This is a genomic window from Pseudochrobactrum sp. Wa41.01b-1 (assembly GCF_019464455.1).
Classification (GTDB): Bacteria; Pseudomonadota; Alphaproteobacteria; order Rhizobiales; family Rhizobiaceae; genus Pseudochrobactrum; species Pseudochrobactrum saccharolyticum.
This window is the reverse complement of the sequence record NZ_CP080493.1, coordinates 973,878-997,686: the sequence shown is the minus strand read 5'-3', so window position 1 is coordinate 997,686 and position 23,809 is coordinate 973,878. Positions and strand designations below refer to the sequence as shown.

24 protein-coding genes are annotated in these 23,809 nt (G+C 51.4%); 17 read left to right on the top strand and 7 right to left on the bottom strand.

Going from position 1 to position 23,809, the window contains the following annotated elements; all coding sequences use genetic code 11:
- Window positions 1-59 precede the first annotated feature (59 nt).
- Window positions 60-1,682, top strand: a complete 1,623-nt coding sequence (locus K1X45_RS04750; protein WP_220159966.1) for an ABC transporter substrate-binding protein — start codon at window positions 60-62, stop codon at window positions 1,680-1,682.
- A gap of 79 nt (window positions 1,683-1,761) precedes the next feature.
- Here K1X45_RS04750 and K1X45_RS04745 read toward each other — a convergent pair whose 3' ends face one another.
- Window positions 1,762-2,190, bottom strand: a complete 429-nt coding sequence (locus K1X45_RS04745; protein WP_220159965.1) for a BA14K family protein — start codon at window positions 2,188-2,190, stop codon at window positions 1,762-1,764.
- 400 nt (window positions 2,191-2,590) lie between these two features.
- Between K1X45_RS04745 and K1X45_RS04740 the strand changes: the two genes are divergently transcribed.
- From K1X45_RS04740 to K1X45_RS04720, 5 genes are all read left to right on the top strand, one after another.
- A complete protein-coding gene (locus K1X45_RS04740; RefSeq protein ID WP_220160384.1) occupies window positions 2,591-3,661 on the top strand; it encodes an endonuclease/exonuclease/phosphatase family protein in 1,071 nt (356 codons plus the stop codon).
- A 29-nt stretch (window positions 3,662-3,690) separates the two neighbouring features.
- Window positions 3,691-4,398 carry an NUDIX hydrolase gene (locus K1X45_RS04735; RefSeq protein ID WP_213598411.1) on the top strand — a complete coding sequence of 236 codons (708 nt, stop codon included), beginning with the start codon at window positions 3,691-3,693 and terminating at the stop codon, window positions 4,396-4,398.
- Between the two features lie 162 nt (window positions 4,399-4,560).
- Window positions 4,561-5,514 (top strand): PhzF family phenazine biosynthesis protein, encoded by a 954-nt coding sequence (locus tag K1X45_RS04730; protein WP_022711417.1) that lies wholly within the window; start codon window positions 4,561-4,563, stop codon window positions 5,512-5,514.
- A 66-nt stretch (window positions 5,515-5,580) separates the two neighbouring features.
- Complete coding sequence (locus K1X45_RS04725) at window positions 5,581-6,423, top strand: DeoR/GlpR family DNA-binding transcription regulator (RefSeq protein ID WP_370627074.1); 843 nt, start codon at window positions 5,581-5,583, stop codon at window positions 6,421-6,423.
- 78 nt (window positions 6,424-6,501) lie between these two features.
- Window positions 6,502-8,982 carry an FAD-dependent oxidoreductase gene (locus K1X45_RS04720; RefSeq protein WP_220159963.1) on the top strand — a complete coding sequence of 827 codons (2,481 nt, stop codon included), beginning with the start codon at window positions 6,502-6,504 and terminating at the stop codon, window positions 8,980-8,982.
- A gap of 37 nt (window positions 8,983-9,019) precedes the next feature.
- On the opposite strand, the gene K1X45_RS04715 is transcribed toward K1X45_RS04720, so the two are convergent.
- The gene (locus K1X45_RS04715; RefSeq protein ID WP_220159962.1) at window positions 9,020-9,883 is read right to left on the bottom strand and encodes a MurR/RpiR family transcriptional regulator; all 864 of its coding nucleotides are present in this window, start codon (window positions 9,881-9,883) and stop codon (window positions 9,020-9,022) included.
- A gap of 117 nt (window positions 9,884-10,000) precedes the next feature.
- Here K1X45_RS04715 and K1X45_RS04710 point away from each other — a divergent pair, with 117 nt between their 5' ends.
- The 7 genes from K1X45_RS04710 to K1X45_RS04680 all read left to right on the top strand — a co-directional run bounded on the left by K1X45_RS04710 (window position 10,001) and on the right by K1X45_RS04680 (window position 17,969).
- Window positions 10,001-11,626 carry an ABC transporter substrate-binding protein gene (locus K1X45_RS04710; protein WP_022711421.1) on the top strand — a complete coding sequence of 542 codons (1,626 nt, stop codon included), beginning with the start codon at window positions 10,001-10,003 and terminating at the stop codon, window positions 11,624-11,626.
- A gap of 150 nt (window positions 11,627-11,776) precedes the next feature.
- On the top strand, window positions 11,777-12,754 hold the full coding sequence (locus tag K1X45_RS04705; protein WP_075656205.1) for an ABC transporter permease: 978 nt from the start codon (window positions 11,777-11,779) through the stop codon (window positions 12,752-12,754).
- Window positions 12,751-13,650, top strand: a complete 900-nt coding sequence (locus tag K1X45_RS04700) for an ABC transporter permease (RefSeq protein ID WP_220159961.1) — start codon at window positions 12,751-12,753, stop codon at window positions 13,648-13,650. The genes K1X45_RS04705 and K1X45_RS04700 overlap by 4 nt, the downstream gene beginning before the upstream one ends.
- Window positions 13,650-14,651, top strand: a complete 1,002-nt coding sequence (locus K1X45_RS04695; RefSeq protein ID WP_220159960.1) for an ABC transporter ATP-binding protein — start codon at window positions 13,650-13,652, stop codon at window positions 14,649-14,651. Before K1X45_RS04700 ends, K1X45_RS04695 begins: the two co-directional genes overlap by 1 nt.
- On the top strand, window positions 14,648-15,649 hold the full coding sequence (locus K1X45_RS04690; protein WP_220159959.1) for an ABC transporter ATP-binding protein: 1,002 nt from the start codon (window positions 14,648-14,650) through the stop codon (window positions 15,647-15,649). Before K1X45_RS04695 ends, K1X45_RS04690 begins: the two co-directional genes overlap by 4 nt.
- On the top strand, window positions 15,649-16,524 hold the full coding sequence (locus K1X45_RS04685) for an alpha/beta hydrolase (RefSeq protein WP_220159958.1): 876 nt from the start codon (window positions 15,649-15,651) through the stop codon (window positions 16,522-16,524). Before K1X45_RS04690 ends, K1X45_RS04685 begins: the two co-directional genes overlap by 1 nt.
- A gap of 26 nt (window positions 16,525-16,550) precedes the next feature.
- Window positions 16,551-17,969 (top strand): M20 family metallopeptidase, encoded by a 1,419-nt coding sequence (locus K1X45_RS04680; protein ID WP_220160383.1) that lies wholly within the window; start codon window positions 16,551-16,553, stop codon window positions 17,967-17,969.
- 74 nt (window positions 17,970-18,043) lie between these two features.
- Here the strand turns inward: K1X45_RS04680 and K1X45_RS04675 are convergent, their stop codons facing one another.
- The gene (locus tag K1X45_RS04675) at window positions 18,044-18,391 is read right to left on the bottom strand and encodes a hypothetical protein (RefSeq protein WP_220159957.1); all 348 of its coding nucleotides are present in this window, start codon (window positions 18,389-18,391) and stop codon (window positions 18,044-18,046) included.
- 162 nt (window positions 18,392-18,553) lie between these two features.
- Here K1X45_RS04675 and K1X45_RS04670 point away from each other — a divergent pair, with 162 nt between their 5' ends.
- Window positions 18,554-18,877 (top strand): hypothetical protein, encoded by a 324-nt coding sequence (locus K1X45_RS04670; protein WP_220159956.1) that lies wholly within the window; start codon window positions 18,554-18,556, stop codon window positions 18,875-18,877.
- A 25-nt stretch (window positions 18,878-18,902) separates the two neighbouring features.
- Here the strand turns inward: K1X45_RS04670 and K1X45_RS04665 are convergent, their stop codons facing one another.
- Complete coding sequence (locus K1X45_RS04665; RefSeq protein WP_022709123.1) at window positions 18,903-19,412, bottom strand: MgtC/SapB family protein; 510 nt, start codon at window positions 19,410-19,412, stop codon at window positions 18,903-18,905.
- A gap of 85 nt (window positions 19,413-19,497) precedes the next feature.
- Window positions 19,498-19,932: a DUF2834 domain-containing protein gene (locus K1X45_RS04660; RefSeq protein WP_220159955.1), complete on the bottom strand. Its 435-nt coding sequence runs from the start codon at window positions 19,930-19,932 to the stop codon at window positions 19,498-19,500.
- Window positions 19,933-20,278: 346 nt separating this feature from the next.
- Here K1X45_RS04660 and K1X45_RS04655 point away from each other — a divergent pair, with 346 nt between their 5' ends.
- A complete protein-coding gene (locus K1X45_RS04655; protein ID WP_220159954.1) occupies window positions 20,279-20,785 on the top strand; it encodes a hypothetical protein in 507 nt (168 codons plus the stop codon).
- Between the two features lie 62 nt (window positions 20,786-20,847).
- Here the strand turns inward: K1X45_RS04655 and K1X45_RS04650 are convergent, their stop codons facing one another.
- Together K1X45_RS04650 and K1X45_RS04645 are read right to left on the bottom strand one after the other, a co-directional pair.
- On the bottom strand, window positions 20,848-21,267 hold the full coding sequence (locus K1X45_RS04650) for a group III truncated hemoglobin (RefSeq protein WP_220159953.1): 420 nt from the start codon (window positions 21,265-21,267) through the stop codon (window positions 20,848-20,850).
- Window positions 21,268-21,461: 194 nt separating this feature from the next.
- Window positions 21,462-22,385 (bottom strand): LysR family transcriptional regulator ArgP, encoded by a 924-nt coding sequence (locus K1X45_RS04645; protein WP_220159952.1) that lies wholly within the window; start codon window positions 22,383-22,385, stop codon window positions 21,462-21,464.
- Between the two features lie 99 nt (window positions 22,386-22,484).
- On the opposite strand from K1X45_RS04645, the gene K1X45_RS04640 reads away from it, so the two are divergent.
- Window positions 22,485-23,096, top strand: coding sequence for a LysE/ArgO family amino acid transporter (locus tag K1X45_RS04640; protein ID WP_220159951.1), 612 nt, complete (start codon window positions 22,485-22,487; stop codon window positions 23,094-23,096).
- A 23-nt stretch (window positions 23,097-23,119) separates the two neighbouring features.
- Entirely contained in the window at window positions 23,120-23,803 is a 684-nt protein-coding gene (locus K1X45_RS04635) for a B3/4 domain-containing protein (protein WP_220159950.1), read from the top strand.
- Window positions 23,804-23,809: the final 6 nt, after the last annotated feature.

Below are 23,809 nucleotides of genomic sequence, written 5' to 3'. Positions count from 1 at the left end.
TATAAATCTGAGTCCTTATACAGCGACAGGATTCAGGCGAAGAGATTGAGGGGAAACTCATGACTATAATTAAAAAATACACGCTGGCTCTGGCCTGCGCGTCGGTGCTTGGTCTGTCAGCGGCTGCTGCACAGGCGGCAACGCCGGCGGATACGCTGGTTGTGGCAATGGCCATTGATGATGTGATTTCTCTCGATCCGGCAGAAATTTTCGAGATCACTACGTCGGAAATTCTGACCAATACCTATGAGCGTCTGGTGACCACAGATCCGAAAGATCCGACCAAGATCATTCCGCAGATTGCGGAAAGCTGGGTGGTCTCGGAAGATGGCAAGACTATTACTTTCAAGGTCAAGCAGGGGCAGAAATTTGCTTCCGGCAATCCGCTGACGGCGCAGGATGTTGTTTATTCCCTGCACCGTGCGATCAAGCTTGATCTCAGCCCTGCATTCATCATCAGCCAGTTTGGTCTGAATAAAGACAATGTGGAAAAGCTGGTGACTGCGCCGGATGATTATACGGTCGTGTTCTCCACGGAAGAAACTTTCGCGCCGAGCTTCGTGCTCAATGGGCTGTCTTCCAGTGTGGCTTCTGTTGTTGACAGCAAGCTGGTTGAAGAACATGCGGTTAAAACCGAAAAAACGGAAGCCAAGCCGTTTGATACAGATTTCGGCTATGACTGGCTCAAGCGTAATTATGCCGGTTCCGGCGTTTACAGCCTGAAAGAGTGGCGCTCGAATGAAGTGATCCTGCTGGAGCGCAATGAGAATTACAGCGGCCCAAAACCGGCTGTAAAACGCGCTATTTATCGTCATGTGAAGGAGAGCGTGTCGCAGCGTCTGCTGTTGCAGGCCGGTGATATTGATGTCGCCCGTAACCTTGAGCCGGGTGATATTGCAGAATTTGCCAAGAACAGCGATTTCAATATTCTCAGTGCTCCGAAGGGGCGCACCTATTATCTGACAGCCAACCAGAATGTGCCGAACCTTGCCAAGCTGGAAGTCCGTCAGGCGATGAAATATCTCGTCGATTATGATGCGATTGAAAATACGCTGATTAAAGGTATCGGCCGCACACATCAGTCCTTCCTGCCGCTTGGTATGTTCGGAGCGATTGATGACAAGCCGTTCAAACTGGATGTTGATAAGGCGAAGCAGCTTCTGGCCGATGCCGGTCTGCAAGACGGTTTCAGTGTGACGCTTGATGTGCGGAATACACAGCCAGGCGTTGGTATTGCTGAAAGCATTCAGCAGACATTCGCTAAAGCGGGCATCAAAGTTGAGCTGTTGCAGGGTGACGGCAAGCTGACGACAACAAAAGTACGTGCGCGCAAGCATCAGCTTTCGCTGGGTATCTGGGGCCCTGATTACTGGGATCCGCATACCAATGCATCGACTTTCTCCTATAATCCGGATAATGGCGATGAAGTGTCAATGAAAACGACAGCATGGCGCAGCTCGTGGGACATTCCTGAAATGTCCAAGGAAACCATGGATGCGGCAAAAGAAACAGACACTGCAAAACGCGAGCAGATGTACCACAAAATCCAGAAGGATTTTCAGGAGACAAGCCCGTTCGTGATGCTCTATCAGCAGATTGAAACGGCTGTTGCTGCCAAGAATGTCAAGAACTTCAATATGGTGGCTGATGCCAACTATATTACCGAAGTCAGCAAAGACTAAATTTAAGCCCCTGCTGTAAATCTTTTATGCCCCTTCCGCGATCAATGGCTGAAGGGGCATATTATTTGAGAAGTAAATTTCAGAACGGCGAATTGCAGGTGGTGCGGCTGCCGGCAAAAGGCTGATATGTATTATCGGACGCACGATATGAGCGGTACTGATTGCTGCACCACTGCATATGATTGATATTGTCGCCCGCATTGGCTGATTTTGCCGAGCCGATGCGTTTAGTAGCACCGCGCTGTACCAGCGGATCGCCGTTTTTATAATGCAGCACGCCGTCTTCCGTATAATAGGCACCGCTTTCTTTGCAGAGTGTGGAGCCGTAACAGTTCCGGCTGGCAGGGTCTGCGCGGTTGCTGCCGGTAATGCCGCCGACAATCAGAAGGCCGGTCGGGTTCAGAGAGGGAATGCCGCCGCTGATCTGGTTGCCGCCTGCATAGGCCGATGCGCCGCAGAGCAGGGCAATGCCCACTGTGAATGCGGTTTTCAGAATGAATCTGGACATAGGGATATCCGTTCGTGAATTTATATATCTTAAGGCTAATATAGTACAAAAATGCTGCCAATTTAAGGGGCAGGCTTTCTGAAAAAAATCAGTTGCAGGCAATATCACTGATTGCAATTCAACATATGGTGTTTAGGTTGAGTTATCGCATGCCGCGGAAAAGTGGGTGCCGGTTTTCCGATAACGGCATGCGTAAACAGGAAATAGAGCGAGCGCTGTAATCCAATCCGGTCGTAAACTGCTCTGGAGCGCCGGTTTATCCTGTAAGCCTGATGTGAACGCAATGATGAGTAGCTTAATGTCTGAGACGGTTCCTACGCAATCAACACCGGTTATGGATAATGTTCAGCCAGAAGGGCCGGTATTATTCACCTTAGCGACATTCAATATCGAAAACCTGATGCGCCGGTTTGATTTTACCGGTTATCGCAATGAGTTGCGTCAGGATCGCTCATTACAACTCTTTGCCATTGATAATGAAACACAATACCGACAGCTCGAACAGGCGCGGATGGTGGCGCATACGGATGATACGCGGCAATTATCTGCTCTGTCGATTGCGCAGACACGGGCGGATATTCTCTGCCTGCAGGAAGTTGATGATCTCGCTGCGCTGAACGCTTTTGAATATGGCTATTTGTTCAAGATGGTGGGGCAGGGCTACAAACATAAATATCTGATCGACGGCAATGACAGCCGCGGTATTGATGTCAGCGTGATGATGCGTGACGTAACGCGCAGCGGCCACACGATTGAGTTGGTGAAGCTGGAGAGCAATGCACATCTGACCTATCAGGATCTGGGTATTTATGATCCGGTACTGTCCTCCGTGGGAATAGAAGCCCATGAGCGGGTGTTTAAACGCGATTGCCTGATGCTGGATCTGCGTATTGGCGGCAAGCCGCTGACAGTCTTTGTTACGCATTTCAAATCCATGGGCGGGGTGCGCTATGGTCAGGATCCGAAATTGACAACGCTGCCGGTACGGCTGGCCGAGGCGCAGGCGGTTCGTATGATTATCGAGAAAAAATTTGGCCGTGACGGTGCTGCGGATGCTTCATGGGTGATCTGCGGTGATTTCAATGATTATTACGAGAAGCTCGCGATAACGGGCGACCAGTGGGACGGCTATGATTTTACGCCGGTTCAGGAGCCGGATAATTGCCTGAATGTGTTTCTCAATGACGGTTTTGCTGTCAATCTGGTGGAGCGGCGGCCGGAGCTCGATCGCTGGACTTTGTATCACACACGTGGCCCGCAGGAGCGCCACCTGTGCCAGCTGGATTATATCTGGGCATCACCGGCACTGGCGCAGCGTAATGCGCAGGCTGTGCCGGAAATTATCCGCAATGGTCAGCCTTACCGCACTTTATTTCCTGAAGGGCAGGATGTGGTGCGTTTCCCGCGTATAGGCTGGGACAGACCAAAAGCAAGTGATCATTGTCCTGTTGCCGTCACACTTGAGCTTTAAGGACAGGCTCAGTCTAACGGAGCAGACGAATGCAAAGCAGAGATCAGAACAGGGTTTATCCTGTCCGTGACGTCAGGATACAGGTTGTTGACGGTGTTCCTGATTATGTTGTCCGGAATCAGAAGGCTATTGATGAAAACTGGCAGCAGGAAGTAGCAAGCAATCCGACACTCTATGACGGAGAAATTTATCTGGCGGCAGAGGCCGTTTTAGCAGACGGTATTTTGCGTGCGCCCTATCAGCGTACCAGTTTTCGCAGTCTGCTTTACTGGCGCAAAGACAAAAGTACGGACAAGCCGTTTCATATTTTCGGCAGTGGCGTCATCGTCTCCTCAGATAATCAGCTATTGCTCGGACAAATGGCCTCACACAACGCTGTCGGCGGCCGGATTTATTTTCCGGCGGGCTCCAATGACGATCAGGATATTGTTGACGGTGTGGTTGATCTTGACGGAAATGCCAGACGTGAAGTGCTGGAGGAAACCGGAATTGATCTGAACCATGCGGTGCGCACCGGCGGCTATAGTCTGGTTATGTGTGATCGCAGTCTGGCGCTGTTCCGTTGTTATTATTTCGACCGCACGGCGAATGAATTGCAGAGGCAGGCGGAGGAATTTATTGCAGCGCAAAGGCAACCGGAATTATCGCGGGTGCTGATGATCGGGCAGGGCGGCATATTGGATGAACGCAGTCCCGATTATATTCGTACTTTCACCGACTGGTATTTTGCGCAATAGTAACGGCATATGATGCGGGCGGCTGAGATTTGAATTGCATATTATGCACTTCATGAATCATTTGAATGTTTTAACCGGCAATGCAAATGTGTTGAATCAGATACGGTACTTTTGAAAGTTCCGGAGCGGGGCGGACATGGATCATCTTAAAGGGCAGGGAATATGAACGGCATGGCTGTACAGGGGCGTTTCTACGAGATCTATGATGTTTTCACAGAGAAAGCTCTAAGCGGTAATCCGCTTGCTATTGTTCATGATTCTGAAGGGCTGGATGATGCCACAATGCTGGCCATTGCCCGCGAGTTCAATCTCTCGGAAACTGTGTTTGTTGCTCCTGCAGTTAATCCGCTGCATACAGCTTCGATACGGATTTTTACGCCGGATTATGAGCTGAATTTTGCCGGTCATCCGACCGTGGGTACGGCGGTTGCGCTGGCCTATAAAAATTGCAACGGACAAAAACCTCAGACCGACCTGATTATGACGCTTGAGGAAAAAGTCGGGCCGGTGCGTGTTGCGGTTCACTGCGCAGGCTCCGGTGACACAGAAGGACAGTCGGCAGCTTTCGCCGAGTTTGACCTGCCACGCCTGCCTGAGCGCGTGAATATCACCGTAGAGAAAGAGCAGGCCGCCGCTGCCTTGCGCCTCAATACACATGAAATCGGCTTTGAAAATCACGTGCCTTCGGTCTGGAGCGGCGGTAAGCCGTTTGTGCTGGTGCCGGTGAAGAATATGATTGCCGCTGCCAAAGTTGTGGTCGATCCGGTTTTTGTGGAGGATCATATGCAGGCTTTTGAAGGTCGTGCGATACCTTTCTACATCTATACCCGTGAGACACGGCTCTTTGAGAGCAATTATCATGCGCGGATGTTCACATCCGGCAAGCATGTCTATGAAGATCCGGCCACCGGTTCTGCGGTTGCCGCCTTTGCCGGTGCTATCAACGAATTTGACCAGCCTGTAGACGGGCTTACGCAGCTATGGATTGAGCAGGGTATTCAGATGGGCAGACCATCGCGCATCCGGCTGGAGCTGGATGTGGCTGCGAAGAAGCTGACCGGTGCGCGTATCGGCGGCAGTGCGGTTAAGGTTGCTGAAGGCTATCTGAAGATTTAGAATATGTTGCATTGCGTGGCTGGTTCTTGATAAAAGTCACAAGATGCAACATTTCTGTATCTGGAGTTGTCTGTGGCAGAAACCTCATCGCAATCTGATCATCAAAATCCGGCTGATGCTCAAAACCCGACCGGGCAACGCATTTTGGCATCGCAGCGTCATGATGAAATTCTGCGCAGGCTGAATGAAGATGGCGTGGCGGGGATCAGTGAGGTTGCGGCGTTTTTTGACGTCTCACGGGAGACAATCCGCCGTGATCTGAAACTGCTGGCACAGCGGGGATTGCTGGCGCTGGTTCATGGCGGGGCAACAAAAATCCAGCTTCATGAACCGGCCTTCGGGTTGCGCAGTCAGGAAAATAGCGGAGGCAAAGCCGCGATAGGTCAGGCCGCCTGTGCCTTGATCCGCCCCGGCATGGTAGTTTTTCTGGACTCCGGCACAACGACTTTGGCTTTGGCGCAGGCTTTAACACAGCAGGATAAAGCACCGGAAAACCTGACAATTTGCACCACAAGTCTGCGAATTGCATTGCAGCTTTGCCATGTGCCGACCATTCGCGTGCATATTTTAGGCGGTGAGATCAGCCCTGAAGAAGAGGCCAGCGGCGGCATTGATGTATTACAGGCGCTGGAGCATTTCCGGTTTGATCTGGCATTTCTTGGCACGGGCGGCATTACTGCTGAGGGCGAGATTACGGACTTTACCCGTAACGGTGCGGAATTGCGCTCACGGCTTGCCGTTGTTGCCGGTAAAGCATGGTTTCTGGCCAGCGCAGAGAAATTCGGACGCATGACGCCGCTGCGTGTTGCACATTATGAGCAAGCCGCAGGCATTATTACAGATCACAGACCGGAGCCGCAGTTTGTGGCAGCACTGGCTGAGAAGGGCCTCCGGTTACATATTTCATGAATGTGATTTTTTGTTGCATTTAATGTTGTTTTTTGTTGCTTTGTTTTTATAGTGATCTCAACCGGAGGGAGTGAGGTCATGACAGAGCATAATGCAGATCATAAAGACAAAGCAGACAGCTTTCCGTCTCAGGCGCGGGTGGTGATTATTGGCGGGGGCATTATCGGCTGTTCCGTTGCCTATCATCTGACCAAAGCGGGATGGACAGATGTTGTGTTGCTGGAGCAGGGAGGCTTGAGTTGCGGTACAACATGGCATGCGGCAGGACTGGTGGGGCAGTTGCGCAGCCATGCCAATATGACCGGCCTTATCCGCTACTCCACACAGCTTTACAGCGAACTTGAGGCAGAGACCGGCTTAGCGACCGGATGGAAAAAATGTGGCTCCCTGTCTGTTGCCCGCAGCAAAGATCGCATGACTGTTTTGCAGCGCACCGCTGCCTCTGCCCGTGCGCAGGGTGTCAATGTCGAGGTTATTTCAGCCCGTGAGGCAGGCGATCTCTGGCCGGTTATGGCCACGGATGACTTACAGGGGGCTGTCTGGCTGCCGGATGACGGCAAGGCCAATCCCAGCGATCTGACACAATCTTTGGCGCGCGGCGCGCGAATGCGCGGTGCCAGAATATTGGAACGGGTTCAGGTGACCGGTATTACCGTGAAAAATGGCCGTGCTTGCGGTGTTGAAACGGATCGCGGGAATATTACTGCAGAAATCGTGGTCAATTGCGCGGGGCAATGGGCACGTAAAGTCGGGCAGATGTGCGGCGTAACGGTTCCTCTGCATTCGGCAGAGCATATGTATATCGTCACCGGCAAGATTGAAGGCGTGCATACGGATTTACCGGTTATGCGTGATCCGGACGGTTATATTTATTTCAAAGAAGAGGTTGGCGGTCTGGTTATGGGCGGTTTTGAGCCGCAGGCCAAACCATGGGGTATGCAGGGTATTCCTGATAAGTTTGAATTTGCTTTACTGGAAGATGACTGGGATCAGTTTGAGCCGTTGATGGAAAATGCTCTGATCCGCGTGCCGCAACTGGCGGAAGCAGAAGTGAAGAAGTTTTATAACGGGCCGGAAAGCTTCACTCCCGATAATAATTTTATTCTCGGTGAGGCACCGGAACTGAAGAATTTCTTTGTCGGTGCCGGCTTTAACTCTATGGGCATCGCCAGTGCCGGCGGTGCGGGACGTGCGCTTGCTGAGTGGATTATCAACTGCGCTCCGACAATGGATCTCTGGCCGGTGGATATTCGTCGCTTTGCCGGATTCAACAATAATCAGCGCTGGTTACATGACCGCGTTAAAGAAACGCTCGGTCTGCATTATGCAATGCCCTGGCCGAACCGGGAGCTTGATACGGCGCGGCCGTTCCGCCGCTCGCCGCTTTATCATTTGCTGGAGGCGAAGGGAGCTTGTTTCGGTTCGAAAATGGGTTGGGAACGCGCGAACTGGTTTGCGGATAAGGGGCAGAAGCCGGAGACGGTCTATAGTTTCGGGCGGCAGAACTGGCATGAGAATGTCGGGCGTGAAATGCAGGCTGTACGCGAGCGTGTTGCTCTCTTTGATCAGAGTTCTTTCGCCAAGTTGCTGATACAGGGGCGTGATGCCTGCCGGGTTCTCAATCATCTCTGTGTCGCTGATATTGATGTGCCGGCGGGGTCGTCGGTTTATACGGGCATGCTCAATGAGCGCGGCGGTTATGAAACAGATCTGACTGTATTGCGGCTTGGTGCGGAGAAATTTCTGATTATTACCGGCTCTGCGCAGGCAGTTCACGATACGGATTGGATTAACCGGCATATTGCTGAAGGCGATTATGTAACGGTCACCGATGTTTCCTCTGCCTATGCAGTGCTGGCACTGATGGGGCCGCAGTCGCGCAACCTATTGCAAAAACTGAGTGATACGGATTTCAGCAATGCAGCATTTCTGTTTGGTCAGGTGCGTGAAATCGGCGTGGGCTATGCAACCGCTTTTGCCAACCGCATGACTTATGTGGGGGAGCTTGGCTGGGAGCTGATTGTGCCTGTTGAATTTGCCGTTGGTGTTTATGAAGCGCTGCAGGAAGCGGGGCAGGAATTCGGCCTGCGTGATGCCGGATATTATGCACTGGAAGCCCTGCGCCTTGAGAAAGGTTATCGTGCATGGAGCCGCGAACTGACGCCGGATATTAATCCCTATGAGGCCGGACTAGGATTTACCGTGGCGATGGACAAGGCCGGTGGTTTTATCGGGCGGGATGCGCTGGTGAAGTTCAAGGCTGATAATATTCTGAAGCGGCGCATTGTGCAGCTGGCCCTCGATGAGGCAGATGCCGTTTTGTGGGGCGGGGAACTGATCCTGCGCAATGGCGTGCCTGCCGGAGAAATCCGTTCTGCCGCCCATGGTCATACATTGGGCTGTGCTGTTGCCTTGGGGCTGGTCAGTCATGCGGAGGGCGTTAGTAAAGACTGGCTGGAGCAGGGGGATTTCGAGGTTGATGTTGCCGGTCAGCGCTATCCTGCGCATGTGCATTTACGCAGTCCTTATGATCCGAAATCCGAACGGGTAAAGATCTGATTTTGATTCAATAATCTGCCGGATGATGTTGTTTTATTTATAAAAACAGATCTTCCGGCGGGCTTCCGATTGTGGAGGCTACAATGTCGGGGCGGCGTGCCGCGACCGCTGTCACGATGGCATCTGCCAGCGCAAAGATTGCTGCCGGAGAATTCGGCAGCAATCGGTTTCGTGCCGGTGCGAAAAAGATCGTATCAGCAATCTGAACGAGCGGTGATGTCGGGCTGTCGGTGATTGCCAGAATCACTGCCCCTTTTTGCTTGGCAGCTTTGGAAAGCTGCACGGTATTGTTGGAATAACGCGGCATGGAAATAGCGATAACCACATCACCTTCATCCACCGAGCGCACAAAATTGTTGGAATATTGGGATGCGCCGCGTGACAGAATATTGGATACGTTTTTCTCCGTATAGAGAGCCAGTCCTTCCTCTAGCAATGTCGCAGCGTAATGGCTGGCGCCGGTGCCGAGAATGATGATGCGTCTGGCATTAATAATGGCTTCAATAAATGCCTCCGATGAAGGCGTATCAATATTGGCAATCGTGTCTTTGATATTGTCGGAACAATCGGCCAGAACAGTATGCAAATAGGCACTTTGCTGACCAGACTGGGTGTTTTCAGCGCTGTTTAATCTGTTTTCTGACGGTGAAAACTGAAAATCCGAGACAATTTTTTCACGGAATTCACCATAGCCGCTATAGCCCGCCGCGCGTACAAAACGGGTGATTGTGGCGGTCGAGCTGCCACTGGCATGGGCCAGTCCTTCAATCGACATTGCCACGACATCCAGCGGTTTTGCCAGAACAAAATCGGCAATCCGGCGATAGGATTTGCTGAAAGAAGGATATGCCGCAGACATGCGGTTGGCAAAATCGGACTTGGGATTCAAAGTTTGCGACATGATGGTTTCCGGTGTTGACGGCATAAAATTTTCATATACTCTATTTTTGAAAATAACCATGTCAAATATAATGACAATCATATCAAAAATGACATTCGTTGGGGAACGGAGACTTTTATGTATAAAAAAATGCTCGTGGCGAGTCTGCTGGGAACAACTCTGCTGAGCTCTGCTTTGATGAGCGGTGCGGCATCAGCTGAAACACTGCGCATTGCGCTCGGATCAGAACCGACTGCAATTGATCCGCATTATCATGATCTGACACCGAATAATGCTTTGGCAGTCCATATATTTGACGGACTGACCCGTCAGGATGAAAAGCAGAATGTACATCCGTCTCTTGCAAGTTCATGGGAGAATGACGGCAAGAATACCTGGACATTCAAACTGCGGGAAGGCGTGACTTTCTCTGATGGTTCACCTTTTACTGCCGATGATGTGATCTTTACTTTCTGCCGCACGCTGAAAAACGAAACAGCGATTGCCGGTTCCTTTGCGGACATTACCGCGAATTTTGAGTCTGTTGAAGCACCTGATGCACAGACACTGGTGATTAAGACCAAAGCGCCTGAGCCGCTGCTTCCGTCCTTTATCGGCACTGTGGGTATTCTGAGTTCCTCAATCGTCAAACATGACAAGATCAGTTTCGCACCGGAGCAGAATTGCGGTGTGACCGGTGCATGGCCGGTGGTTGGTGATTTCAATGATGGCAAACTTGCAATCGGTACCGGCCCTTACAAGCTGAAAAGCTATGTGCGCGGTTCTGCCATCGAGCTGGAACGCAATGATAAATATTGGGGCGAAGCCGAGCCATGGGAAGCTGTACGTTTCCTGCCGGTTCCGAATGCCGGTCCGCGTCTCGCCGGTCTTCTCGCCGGTGACTATGATATTATTGAAAATCCGGCTGCGCGTGATCTGTCCCGTATCAAGGATGACAAGCGTTTCGGCTATACGATCACGCCTTCAACACGCGTGATTTATTACCAGCTTGATGTGGCGCGTGATGAAAGCCCTTATGTCAAAGCTGCTGACGGTAAAAACCCGCTGAAAGATGTGCGTGTCCGTCAGGCTATGTCGCTGGCGATTGACCGTAATGCTATTGTTTCCCGTCTGATGGACGGTGCGGCGGAACCTGCCTATCAGTTCCTGCCTACGGGCATGTTCGGTACGCTGCCAAACCCGCCGGAACTGCGTTATGATCCTGCGGAAGCCAAGAAACTTCTGGCTGAAGCCGGATATCCTGACGGTTTCCAGCTGACACTTTCCACCACCAATGACCGCTATATTAATGACAGCCAGATCACGCAGGCTGTGGCGCAATATCTAACGCAGATCGGCATTAAATCGGATGTGGATGCGATGACCCGCGCGATCTATTTCCCGCGCCGTTCCAAGAAGGAACTGAGTGTGGCGATCGGCGGCTGGGGTTCCACCAGCGGTGAGGCTTCATCCTTCCTGCGCCAGTGGCCGGCAAAACCGAATGAAGAAGGCACTTTGGGCGGCTCCAATTATGGCGGCTATTCCAACCCTGCTTTTGACAAGCTGATCTATGAAGCTGTTGCAACAATGGACGATAATAAGCGTTCGGAACTGCTCCAGCAGGCACAGACCGAAGTGATGAAAGACTATGCTTTCATCCCGCTGCATTTCGAAAGCGGTATCTGGGCGCATAAGGCCAATGTCACTTATACCGGTCGTTCAGATCAGTTCACGATGGCTATGTCTGCCAAGCCGGCCAAGTAACTGAAGGCTAAGCCAGAGCGGTTTACATTCCGGCTGGAATATTGAAACCGTTCCGGATTCTTTCGTGGCCGTATGGCGCAGTTTAATCAGTTCATTTTACTGCGCCATGCTTCGGTCATCCTGACAGAATGATAGTCCGAGAAGCATGTCATGACAGCTTATATTTTGCAGCGACTTATCCAGAGCGCCTTGGTGCTGCTTGCCGTGTCGGTCGCTGTTTTCTTTGCCGTATATGGCATTGGTGATCCGATTGAACTTCTTGTCCCCCCACAGGTGAGTGCTGCCGAACGGCTGGCTCTGATCAAACGGCTGGGGCTCGATCTGCCGGTATGGCAGCAATATTTCACATTTTTGGGCAATGCCCTGAAAGGCGACCTCGGCACATCTTTCGTTCACGGTGTGCCGGTGGTCTCGCTTATTCTTGCCCGCCTACCAGCCACATTTGAACTGGTGCTGCTGTCGATGACGGTTGCGGCCGTTGTCGGTATTCCGCTGGGTCTTCTGGCTGGTCTCAATCCGGACAGCCGTCCGTCGCGTTTCATTATGGCCGGTACGGTCATCGGTTTTTCGCTGCCGAGTTTCTGGAAAGGTATGATGCTGGTGTTGCTGTTCAGCGTGGCACTTGGCTGGCTGCCGACCGCAGGGCGGGGCGAAACAGTCTCGGTGCTGGGCATTCAGACCAGTCTGTTCACCACCAATGGTCTGCGCCATCTGATCCTGCCTGCGCTTAATCTTGCTATTCCGAATATGGCGCTGATGATCCGCCTTGTAGCCGCGGGTACTACCGAAGCGATGACGCAGGATTATGTGAAATTCGCCCGCGCTAAAGGTGTACGCCGCAAGCGCATCGTCAACCGCCATGTGCTGCGCAATATTCTGATACCGGTTGTGACTGTTGTCGGCATTGAATTCGGCAGTCTCGTTGCTTTCTCCACCATTACCGAAACCGTGTTCTCATGGCCCGGCATGGGCAAACTGCTGATCGATAGTATCTACCAGCTCGACCGGCCGGTGGTGGTTGCCTATGTGCTGCTGGCCACGCTGCTGTTCGTCGCCGTGAATTTCATGGTTGATGTGCTCTATGCGGTTCTCGACCCACGGGTCAAACTGTCCGGAGATATGGTATGAATAAGCCGATTATTCCGGATTATGCCAATACACCGCTGCGCCAGAAAGTGATGCGCAGCATCCGCAACAAGCCGACAACACGCGGTGCGGGTATCCTGCTTGGGCTGCTGGTTCTGCTGGCGGTGCTGGCACCCTTTATCGCCCCGCAAGACCCTTATGATCTCGCTTCCCTCAGCGTGATGGATAACCGCCTTGCACCGGGTTCCGCCAGTATGACCGGTTCGGTCTATTGGCTGGGCACGGACGCACAGGGCCGCGATATGGTCAGCGCTATTCTCTATGGTTTGCGTACCAGTCTGCTGGTCGGTCTGCTCTCCACTTTGGGCGCGATGACCATTGGTGTGAGCGCAGGCCTTCTGGCAGCACAACTTGGCGGCGTTGCCGATGCGATCATCATGCGTGTGGTTGATTTTATGCTCGGCTTTCCGTCAATGTTGGTGGCACTGGTGCTGCTGGCCTCTGTCGGGCGCGGCGTTGATAAAGTGATCCTCGCGATTATTCTGGTGCAATGGGCGCAATATGCCCGCCTGATGCGTGCCTCTGCTCTGGTTGAGCGCCGTAAGGAATATATCGAAGCGGCCGTCAATTTCGGCCTGCCGACCCATTATATTATGCTCCGGCATTTGCTGCCGAACTCTATCGGTTCGGTGCTGGTGATTTCCACAATCAGCATTGCCAGCGCGATTACGCTTGAAGCGACATTGTCGTTTCTCGGTGTTGGTGTGCCGGTTACGCAGCCGTCGCTTGGTCTGCTGATTGCCAATGGATTTGATTATCTGTTGTCGGGCGAATACTGGATTGCCGTGTTTCCGGGGATTGCACTGGTTCTGCTGATTATCTCGCTCAATTTTGTCGGTGACCGCCTGCGTCGCAGCTTTAATGTGAGGGGCGTGTGATGACAGCTTTGCTTGAAGTAAAGGGCTTAAGAACCGTATTTCATTTGCTGGGTGGCGCATGGTCGGCAGTTGATGGGATTGATCTGAGCATTGCGCGCGGCGAAGTGCTGTGCCTTGTCGGCGAGTCCGGTTCCGGTAAATCTGTTACCGGTTTCTCACTGGTGCAATTGATTGATCCGCCGGGGGAAATTGTTGAAGGCGAAATCCTGTTCAATGGCGAAAATTTGCGTGAAGCATCCGATGAACGGTTGCGTAATTTACGCGGCGACCGCATTGCGATGATTTTTCAGGATCCGCTTTCCACGCTCAATCCGGTGCTGACCATTGGTGAACAAATGTGTGAGGCCATTCTGGAGCATCGTTCCTGTGGCAAAGCGCAGGCGATGAAAGAGGCGGCGGATGCGCTGGGGCGTGTTGGCATTTCCTCGCCGGAAGTGCGGCTCAAACAATATCCGCATGAGTTCTCCGGCGGTATGCGCCAGCGTGTGGCGATTGCCACTGCACTGCTCAACAATCCCGATCTGATTATCGCCGATGAACCGACCACGGCTCTGGATGTGACCATTCAAAGCCAGATCCTCTATGAAGTGCAGAAGCTGGCACGGGAAACCGGTACTGCCGTGCTGTGGATTACTCATGATCTTGCCGTGGTTGCAGAACTCGCTGACCGTGTGGCGGTGATGTATGCGGGACAGATTGTTGAAACCGGTGCAGTCGATGATGTGCTGGACAGACCGCTGCATCCTTATACGCAAGGTCTGCTGAACTCGTCTTCCGGCATGGTAAAACCGGGGGAACGCCTGCACCAGATCGACGGCAATGCACCGCGCATTGATGACCGGCCAAGCGGCTGTCCGTTCCGCACCCGCTGCGAGCGCGTCAAACCGGTTTGTGCAGAAGTCAATCCCGAGCAGCAGGTTATCGACGGGCGGGTTTTCCGTTGTCACAATCCGGTATCACTGCCTGTCCGTGAGGCATTTGCTCAGGAGGCAAGACCATGAGTGATGCATTTTTTGAAATGCGCGGGGTGAAGAAGCATTTTTACTCCAAATCCACAATGGCTGACCGCATTCTGCGTCTGACAGGGCAGGCTGCACAGGCGCGGGTTTTGCGTGCGGTAGATGGTGTTGATCTCAGTATCAAACGCGGCGAAGTGTTGGGACTTGTCGGGGAATCCGGCTGCGGAAAGTCTACGCTGTCCCGCATGGCAACGGGGATTTATCAGCCGACAGAAGGTAATGTGCTTTATGACGGTCGCGCCGTTGAAAAGCTCAAAGGTCGTGAAAAGCTCGACTTTTTTTTGAAAGTACAGATGATTTTTCAGGATCCTTATGCCTCGCTTGATCCGCGCATGAAGGTCAATCAGATTGTCGGCGAGGCGCTGAAGGTGCATCGCCTGATGCCGAAAGCCGAGATTGCCGGTGCGGTGAACAAAGCGCTTGAAGAGGTGGGGCTTGATCTCGCCTATCGTGACCGCTATCCGCATCAGTTTTCCGGTGGCCAGCGTCAGCGTATCGGCATTGCCCGCGCTTTGTCAGTGAAACCTGATTTTCTGGTTTGCGATGAGCCGGTATCTGCGCTTGATGTGTCTATTCAGGCGCAGGTGATCAATCTGTTTATGGATTTGCGTGCCCGCTACGGGCTGACCTATCTGTTTGTCAGCCATGATCTCGGCGTTGTCCGGCATATCAGTGACCGGATTGCGATTATGTATCTCGGCCGCATTGTTGAGATTGGTTCCGCATCCGCAATTTTCAACAAGCCTGCGCATCCCTATAGCGCGGCACTGATTAATGCCAGCCCGTCGATCAGCCGTCGCAAACGCGATTTTCAGCCACTGACCGGTGATCTGCCGTCACCGCTGGCACCGCCTTCCGGCTGCCCGTTTCATCCGCGCTGCGCCCATGCCATGCCGGTATGCCGCGAGCGCCGCCCCGAACTAAAAGATGTGACAGCCGACCAGAGCGCTGCCTGTCATTTGCATAATCCGGAGACATAATGACTACCACCATTCTTCGTCCAGAAACCGGACGCAGTACGCTGCCGTTTGTTGACCAGTATCATCCGGACAGACCGCTGGAAGTAAACTTCTACCGCCCTGAAAGCTATTGCCCTGAAGATCCGGTAATCATCGTTCAGCACGGTATGCTGCGCAATGGCGATGAATATCGTGATTTCTGGATTCCGGCAGCTGAAAAACACCGTTTGCTGATTGTTGCGCCGACATTTCCCGATGCGCAGTTCCCGATGGCGGAAAGCTATAATAACGGGCTGATCCTTGATGAGAGTGCAGGGTTTGTGCGTGAAAAGCAGGATTGGCTTTATGGTGTGCCTGCGCGTGTTCTTGCAGCCCTTCAGGCCGGTGGGGTAACCACGCAAAAACAAGCACGTTTATACGGCCATTCGGCTGGCGGTCAGTTCTCGCACCGTTTGTTAGCCACGCAGGATCACAGTATTTTCTCGGATGTTGTTGCGGCCAATCCGGGCTGGTACACACTGCCTGATCTGACACGTAAATTTCCGGAGGGCATGGGCGGTATTGGTCTCGACGAGACGCAGCTTGCCCGTTGGTTTGCCTATCCGATGCATATTTTCGCCGGTGATCAGGATATTGATGAGGCTGATCCCAATTTGCCGGATCAGCCGGAAGCATTTGCGCAGGGGCCTTCCCGCTATAAACGGGCATATTTCGTCTATGATTTTGCGAAGAAACAAGCACAAAGTTTGGGTATGCCGTTCAACTGGAAGCTGATTGATGTGGCCGGTGTCGGCCATGACGGCGCTGCCATGTCTCGTGCGGCTGCGGCTTACTGGTTTGAGGGGCGTATCCCGCCCGCATCCGAACTGGTCTTTGAAGAAGCAACCAATCTCTAATTTTATGCAGGAATGATCCAATGAGCATGAATGACCGTCAGGACTTGTGGCAGAAGGTTGAGGATGAAAAGCAGCGCCTCATCGAAATGAGCGACCGCGTTTGGGGAATGCCGGAGGTTTGTTATACCGAAGAGCGCTCTATGGCTGAACATAAGGCCGAGCTGCTGCATCACGGTTTCCGTGTGACCGAGGGCATTGCCGGTATTCCGACCTCTGTGATCGGCGAGGCCGGCGAAGGCGGGCCGGTTATTGCTTTTATGGGCGAATATGATGCGCTGCCGGGTCTCAGTCAGGAGGCCGGTGCCGCTGAACATAAGCCGATCGAAGCGGGCGGTCATGGCCATGGCTGCGGTCATAATCTGCTGGGTGCGGGTGCATTGCTTGCCGCTGTTGCTCTCAAAAATTATCTTGCTGAACATAAAATTCCGGGGCGTGTGCGCTATTATGGCTGCCCTGCGGAAGAGGGCGGTGCGGCCAAGGCTTTCATGGTGCGTGCCGGTGCTTTTGACGATGCCGATGTTGCAATCTCCTGGCATCCTTACAGTTTCTGGGAAGTGGCTCCGGCTTTGTCGCTGGCCAATACCCGTGCGGACTTCATCTTTACCGGTCGTGCTTCTCATGCCGCTGCCGCCCCACATCTTGGTCGCAGTGCGCTTGATGCGGTTGAGCTGATGAATGTCGGTGTCAATTATATGCGTGAACATATGCCGTCTGATGCGCGTATTCATTATGCCTTGCTGGATACCGGCGGCATTGCGCCGAATGTGGTGCAAGCCCATGCACGGGTGCGCTATTCTATCCGTGCAATGGATTTGCAGACCATGCTCTCACTGGTGAACCGCGTGAACAAGATTGCGCAGGGCGCGGCGATGATGACCGAAACCCGTATGGAGATGAAGATCGTCAGCGCGGTTTCCAATACGCTGAACAACAAGCCGCTGGAACAGGCATTGTATCGCACCATGCAGGAGCTGGGCGCACCGGAGTTTGATGATCAGGATCGTGATTATGCCCGCAAAATCCGTGCCACCCTCTCACCGGAAGAAATCTCTTCCGTCTATAATGTGATTGGTATGCCGGAGACAGATGCGCCACTGGCAGAGTTCTTAGTGCCGCTTGATCAGCCGCATAAGCCGCAGATCGGCTCGACCGATATTGGCGATGTCAGCTGGGTAGTGCCGACTGTGCAGGTTCATGCACCGACAGTGGCAATCGGCACACCTTTCCATACATGGCAGGTGGTGGCGCAGGGCAAATCTCCGGCAGCACACAAAGCTATGGTGCATGTGGCAAAAGCGATGGCTGCAACCGGCCTTGCTGTGCTGAGCGATCCGGTGCTGATGGCAGATGCCAAGGCTGCATTGGCGGCGCAGACCGCCCGCACACCTTATATCAGTCCGTTGAGCGAAGGTGTTGAGCCGCCTCTGGATATGTCTAAAGGCTGATGGTCGTTTAAAGTGATTATGAAACGAAAAGGCAGCCTTCAGGCTGCCTTTTTTGCTGATGATTTTGAGTGCTCTCAATCATTAGATTTGGTGCGATACCAAATATATCCGATACCAATGATGGCGATAAATGGTGCGAAAGCCCATAGCAGCGCATTGATGAATACTTTCAGCATCATCAGGATCAGCGCATTCATCAGGAATATATTCTGTCCCATGACGAGATTTTTCAACTCATCCCATACGAGTTTTGAAAACGGGAACATAAGTGTGCAGATTGCAAAATAGAAAAGCGGGGCGAACTGTACGCCGTTTTTTGCCTGCAAAGCTACCGTGACCATTAAGGCGAAGAAACAAGCACCAATTAACCAGGCACGGATCAGATATGTGCGTTCAACACCGTTCAGAATACGCCCTAACATTTTACCTCAGTCATATTTATGAATATTGATAAAGGGGCGTATAACTTTCATGTGTCGAAAAAGTAAACAAATCAAATAATTTGGTATTACGGAGACTATGTTCATGCCCGGTACAGTTTTGAATGTTATTGTGCAACTGTAATTTACGACAGGAAGTCCGGTATGTTTTCAAAATCTATAATTATCGCTTTGGCACTGGCAGTCTTTCCGGTTTCGGCACATGCAACAACAGGGCCGGGTTGTCTTCGCGTTGTGAATGTTGATGCCGGTGATGCGCTGAATGTTCGTGCGAGACCCTCTGCAAAAAGCAGAATTGTGATTTCAATTCCTGCCAATAATTATGGTGTGCTGGCTCTGAAGGGGGAATGCACACCGAAGACAATTCCGTGGGGGCAGCGCTGGTGTCCGGTCAGCTATTCCTATGAAGACGGTACATTGCACGGTTTTGTTAAAGCCCGTTTTGTCCGGGATCAGGAATGCCCGTGATCTTACGAGATGGGAAGGCAGCTATTTATTGGCTGCCTTTTTTGTTGATCGCTGTTTCAGGTGCGGAGGTGTCGGGATCATCTGTCAGAGACTTTCCGTTGGAGAACATCCACAGGGTTAATAGTGCGAAAACCACAATGATGATTGCGACATCAAATGTGCCCATCGCACATGCGATGCCGACTGCGCCGGTGGCCCAAAGACTCGCGGCTGTTGCAGTCCCTTTGACTGAAGTGCTGAGGCGTAAAATTGCACCGCCGCCGATAAACCCCATGCCGGTGATGACACCTTCTATAATACGGGCAAGCGCTTCCGGATTGTCTGCAGTGATGCTTTCAGCTGCCTGAACAAAGCCGCAGCTGGCTACGGCAACTAAGGGGAAAGTTCGAAGGCCTGCACTTCTTTCTTCCCTTTCCCGGTGCCAGCCTATGGGCAAAGCCAATATATAGGCCGCAGCAAGGGCGATAACATGCGGCCAGACATTGAAATTATCGGCGCTGAACGTGGTTGTGATTGCTGCCTGAAACGCTTCCATTCGCTTCCTCGCATTTTTGTGGTGATGAAGAGGAAAACGTGGTGATCTGCAGAATGTTCCAAAGAAGCGATTGTGGCAGAAGCTCTTACAGTGCCGCGCGGATGCTCATTTTCTCAATGTGGCCTTCCCGCAGATATAAGAATAATGGCAGCGCGAAGGATACGCCCGCAGCTAAGCCGATCAGTGCATAATAGCCGGAAGGCATTTTAAGTTTACGGCTCTGATGGATGATAAAGATAATCAGTACCAATGCGGATATAGCGACATCTGCTGCGAAGAAGCGTGAGATATTGTTCGCAAATAAATGCTCAAAAAATAAAACTGAGTTGAACCCGTTTTCGATCAGGAACAGGCAGAAAAAATATAAAGGGAATGCTGCGCCTATAATCATCAATAGAAAATAAATCTGCCGCATTCTGTCCTCTGATTTAAATATTAAAGCCCGAGGAGAATAAAACGCGGCTTCCGGATTAAAGCAAGAGGCGATAGCATGAGGAACTGCAACGGTCAGGCTGGCCAATTAGTTGTCGCGTCTGCCACCAGCATAATAAAGTGCGATTGCCCCGTTTATGGCGAGTATCACAAAAATACATATCCAGAACCCTGCCATATCAATCTCCTGTCCGTGAAGAATGGCAAGTCAGAGGGCGTGTTGCCCAGCTATAATTTTCTGTAGTTTTGTTCGCTGTGAAAGTTTTGTTCTACAGGCAGCTAATCAGTTAAGATCGGTAAGCGAAGGCATGCCGTGCTAGAGCATTTCACAGTCAAGTTGGATCAACTTGACGCCTGTGATAATGCGACCCAATAAAGAATCCAGAGCGAGCGAATGATCCAATCTGGTCGTAAACCGCTCTAGGTATCGGGATATGCATGAAGAGGATAGTTGGGATAAAATGATTTTCAGCCGGTTCTTCGCAGAAGGTGTCGCTCATTTTTTATCTGAGAGAGTGAGCATAGAAGGGGCTACCTGCCTGCTTTGCGCTCTTGCTATCTTTACGCCGGTTTCTGCCCATGCCGAAGGTGTTGCAGACTGGGAAAATATAGCTTCAGGCACTGCATTTATGTCCAGTCCTGCTACTGTTGAATACAAAATCGGCTATAGCAATATTGGTTATGACCACTTCCGTTCGGAAATTATGCTGAACTGGACTGACGGTGAGGCGCAGTCGCAGACTATTTATGAGGGGATTTATGACCGGCCGCCCGCTAAAGTCTGGGGTGCCGGTGACCGTCTCTGTGTATCGATGCAAACCTGCGTACGGTATGAGGATAACTGTATGACAAATATCATAGCCTATCGCTATGATGCTGATGTTAAAATGTTTTCTGAGTTTCCGGCCAGTGGTAATCTATGTCTTCAAGCAAAGAAATAATTGTGCGGTTTCAATATCCGAAGTCAGTTAGAATTGTGTAGAGTGTCTGCTTTGGCGAATAGTTAAACAATCCGGCGGGAATGGCGCGGTGCGATTATTTTTCCGGCATGGGCGGCAATCGCCATTTCAAAACTATCGGCAATGCGGCGCGCCCGATCAATAAAGATAATGGCTGCTTCCTCAGGGAAAATTTCCCGTGCAGTTTGCTCAAACAAGCTGAGCCAGCGGTCAAAATGCTCGCTTTTTAAATCGAGTTTCAGATGAGGCGGCATCGGGCGACCTTCATAACCACCGGTTTTGAGAATGACCGCCGACCAGAATTCCGAAATCTGCGCGATGTGATGATCCCAGTCATACACTGCATCGGCGAAGATCGGGCCAATTAATGCATCTTCACGGGCTCGGCCGTAAAATCTGGCAACCAAAATCTGGATTGACGCTTTGTCGATGGATGGATGCGGTTGATTAATAAGAATAGTCATAACCGATACAGGAAGCGCTGCCCGACGTGAGGGCACGCTTTGTTGTTAGAAGATATACCGGAGTTGTACTCAAGACGGGCATGTTTTGAAAGCAAATTTACGGCTTAATATCTTAAGCCGGTTGCAAGTTACCGAGCCTGTTTTGACTAAACTATTGAAAAACTTGATGCAGACAGCGCTATATATAGGTGAATTTATATTTCATATAACGGTTTCGTCGGCTGGATCAAAAATTGCTTTGCAACCTGCGTAACCTGTTGGGTGAGATTGGTCAGTTCATTCGCTGCCAGATGGTTGACCTGCCAGAACAGAGGAATTTCCAAAGCACTGTCGGGAACCAGTTCAACCAGACGACCAGATTTGATGTGTTCATGCACGATATGAACCGGATTCATACCCCAGCCCATTCCGGCTAAACAGGCATCGATAAAACCTTGTGTTGAAGGAATCCGATGCGTGGGCATATTAATAGTACGCCCCATTGTCCGGTTAATCCATTCCTGTTGCAGTCGGTCTTTCTGATTGAATGAGAGTGCCGGTGCTTTAGCAATTCCTTCTGCAATACCATTGGTAAAATGCTTCTCAAAAAAAGCGGGGGTGGCCGTTGCCTGATAGCGCAATGCTCCCAGCTGCGAAACACGACAGCCCTTTATTGGCTTTGAAAGCGATGTAACTGCCGCAAGCACCCGGCCGCGCTCAAGCCATTCAGCCGTATAGTCCTCATCATCAATCGCAATGCTCAGTAAATAGCCTGTATCCTGCACAAAAGGAGCCATAGCCTTTAGGAACCATGTGCCTATACTGTCTGCATTTACAGCTATGTTGATGGTAATTCGTTGCATCGCTGGGCTGCGCATCTCAGCCAGATTTGGCAAATGCTTGGCCAGCTCGCTTTCAAGCATGCTGACATGTTCCAGATGACGGCAGAGCCATTCACCTTTCTCTGTTGCCACGCACGGGCTTCCTCTCTCGATCAATGAAACACCGAGGCGTTCTTCTATAATTTTCACACGCTGAGAGATTGCAGAGGGTGTTACATGCAGAGCTTTGGCAGCCTGTTCGAAACTGCCGGTTTGTACAACCATCTTGACAGCAAGAGCGGCAGGATAGTCAATCATGCATTAGTTTCCCTTACTTTGAATTAGATTGTTTAATTTTACTAAACTCACGCTTCTGATAACACGGTTTGCAATTCCAGCCGAGTTTAAAATTCAGATATGAGCTTATCAGTATTCATTACAGGCATGACGATGGGGCTGAGCCTGATCGTTGCCATTGGTTCGCAAAATGCTTTCCTGCTGCGGCAAGGCTTGCGCAATGAGCATGTTTTTGCCGTTTCCTTAACCTGCGCTTTGTCCGATGCAATTCTGATCGCATTGGGGGTGGCAGGCTTTGGCACGATTATCGGCATGGCGCCCTGGCTCGATCCGGTCATGCGCTATGGCGGAGCCGCATTTCTTATATTCTATGGAGCGGCTAATATGCGCTCGGCATTGCGATCATCTGAAACCCTTGCATCCGGTAATTCTGCTGAAAAGCAAAGTTTAAAAGCAGCTGTGCTGACCTGTTTCGCGCTCACATGGCTCAATCCGCATGTTTATCTTGATACGGTGATGCTGCTCGGCTCTATCTCGACCCAGTTTTCAGGTTTTGAATTTATGTTTGCTGCAGGTGCAATCTTAGCTTCATTTTTATTTTTCTTTTCACTTGGTTACGGGGCAAAGTGGTTGAGACCTTTATTCGCAAAGCCGTCAGCGTGGAGAATTCTTGAGGCAATTATTGCATTTGTAATGTGGGGAATTGCTGCCCGCCTTCTTATTGGTTCGTGAGTAAATTACCGGAGTTTAACTGAATGCCTGAAGCCCCGTTTATTTCTGAGAAAGTAATGGCAATAGCGCCGGATTTTCGTGCGCTGAGTATCTATGTCGATACCAAAGCGGGTGTCATGAATGAGGCTGATCCTGTTATTTTGGATGATGCGTGTGCTTATGTGCTGGCAGGCGGACCATCATGGGCAGAGGATCACCTCGCTGGTTGGGCAGACATCTATCTGAAATTTGGTGCGAAGCCTAATCGCACCCCATGTTCAGCTCAGGCGCTTAGAAAGCGCGTTTTGAAAGAGGGACGCATTCCTGCAATCAATCCTGTTGTTGATCTCTATAATGCGATTAGCCTGCGCTATGCGCTGCCGGTAGGCGGGGAAAATTATGATGCCTATGTCGGGCGTCCTCAATTGATGCTTGCTGAAGGAACCGAGATTTTTGACACTAAGAATAACGGAGAGGACGTCTTTGAAAACCCTATGCCGGGAGAGGTGATTTGGCGCGATGATCTGGGTGTTACATGCAGGCGCTGGAACTGGCGTCAAGGTAGCCGGACGCGGCTTGACCATGCCGGAGGCCGTATGTGGTTTATATTGGAAAGTTTAAAAGCAATGCCTGCATCTGCTCTTGATGAAGCAGGGGATATGCTTGTGAATGGTATCAAGAAAATGGCACCGAACAGTGAAATACTCATACAAAAAACTACGGTTTAGCCGGTA

Bases quoted from the DNA above. Each gene is read 5' to 3' on its own strand.
- K1X45_RS04750 (WP_220159966.1), top strand. From the start codon at position 60: ATGACTATAATTAAAAAATACACGCTGGCTCTGGCCTGCGCGTCGGTG.
- K1X45_RS04745 (WP_220159965.1), bottom strand. From the start codon at position 2,190: ATGTCCAGATTCATTCTGAAAACCGCATTCACAGTGGGCATTGCCCTG.
- K1X45_RS04740 (WP_220160384.1), top strand. From the start codon at position 2,591: ATGCGCCGGTTTGATTTTACCGGTTATCGCAATGAGTTGCGTCAGGAT.
- K1X45_RS04735 (WP_213598411.1), top strand. From the start codon at position 3,691: ATGCAAAGCAGAGATCAGAACAGGGTTTATCCTGTCCGTGACGTCAGG.
- K1X45_RS04730 (WP_022711417.1), top strand. From the start codon at position 4,561: ATGAACGGCATGGCTGTACAGGGGCGTTTCTACGAGATCTATGATGTT.
- K1X45_RS04720 (WP_220159963.1), top strand. From the start codon at position 6,502: ATGACAGAGCATAATGCAGATCATAAAGACAAAGCAGACAGCTTTCCG.
- K1X45_RS04715 (WP_220159962.1), bottom strand. From the start codon at position 9,883: ATGTCGCAAACTTTGAATCCCAAGTCCGATTTTGCCAACCGCATGTCT.
- K1X45_RS04710 (WP_022711421.1), top strand. From the start codon at position 10,001: ATGTATAAAAAAATGCTCGTGGCGAGTCTGCTGGGAACAACTCTGCTG.
- K1X45_RS04705 (WP_075656205.1), top strand. From the start codon at position 11,777: ATGACAGCTTATATTTTGCAGCGACTTATCCAGAGCGCCTTGGTGCTG.
- K1X45_RS04700 (WP_220159961.1), top strand. From the start codon at position 12,751: ATGAATAAGCCGATTATTCCGGATTATGCCAATACACCGCTGCGCCAG.
- K1X45_RS04695 (WP_220159960.1), top strand. From the start codon at position 13,650: ATGACAGCTTTGCTTGAAGTAAAGGGCTTAAGAACCGTATTTCATTTG.
- K1X45_RS04690 (WP_220159959.1), top strand. From the start codon at position 14,648: ATGAGTGATGCATTTTTTGAAATGCGCGGGGTGAAGAAGCATTTTTAC.
- K1X45_RS04685 (WP_220159958.1), top strand. From the start codon at position 15,649: ATGACTACCACCATTCTTCGTCCAGAAACCGGACGCAGTACGCTGCCG.
- K1X45_RS04680 (WP_220160383.1), top strand. From the start codon at position 16,551: ATGAATGACCGTCAGGACTTGTGGCAGAAGGTTGAGGATGAAAAGCAG.
- K1X45_RS04675 (WP_220159957.1), bottom strand. From the start codon at position 18,391: ATGTTAGGGCGTATTCTGAACGGTGTTGAACGCACATATCTGATCCGT.
- K1X45_RS04670 (WP_220159956.1), top strand. From the start codon at position 18,554: ATGTTTTCAAAATCTATAATTATCGCTTTGGCACTGGCAGTCTTTCCG.
- K1X45_RS04665 (WP_022709123.1), bottom strand. From the start codon at position 19,412: ATGGAAGCGTTTCAGGCAGCAATCACAACCACGTTCAGCGCCGATAAT.
- K1X45_RS04655 (WP_220159954.1), top strand. From the start codon at position 20,279: ATGCATGAAGAGGATAGTTGGGATAAAATGATTTTCAGCCGGTTCTTC.
- K1X45_RS04650 (WP_220159953.1), bottom strand. From the start codon at position 21,267: ATGACTATTCTTATTAATCAACCGCATCCATCCATCGACAAAGCGTCA.
- K1X45_RS04645 (WP_220159952.1), bottom strand. From the start codon at position 22,385: ATGATTGACTATCCTGCCGCTCTTGCTGTCAAGATGGTTGTACAAACC.
- K1X45_RS04640 (WP_220159951.1), top strand. From the start codon at position 22,485: ATGAGCTTATCAGTATTCATTACAGGCATGACGATGGGGCTGAGCCTG.
- K1X45_RS04635 (WP_220159950.1), top strand. From the start codon at position 23,120: ATGCCTGAAGCCCCGTTTATTTCTGAGAAAGTAATGGCAATAGCGCCG.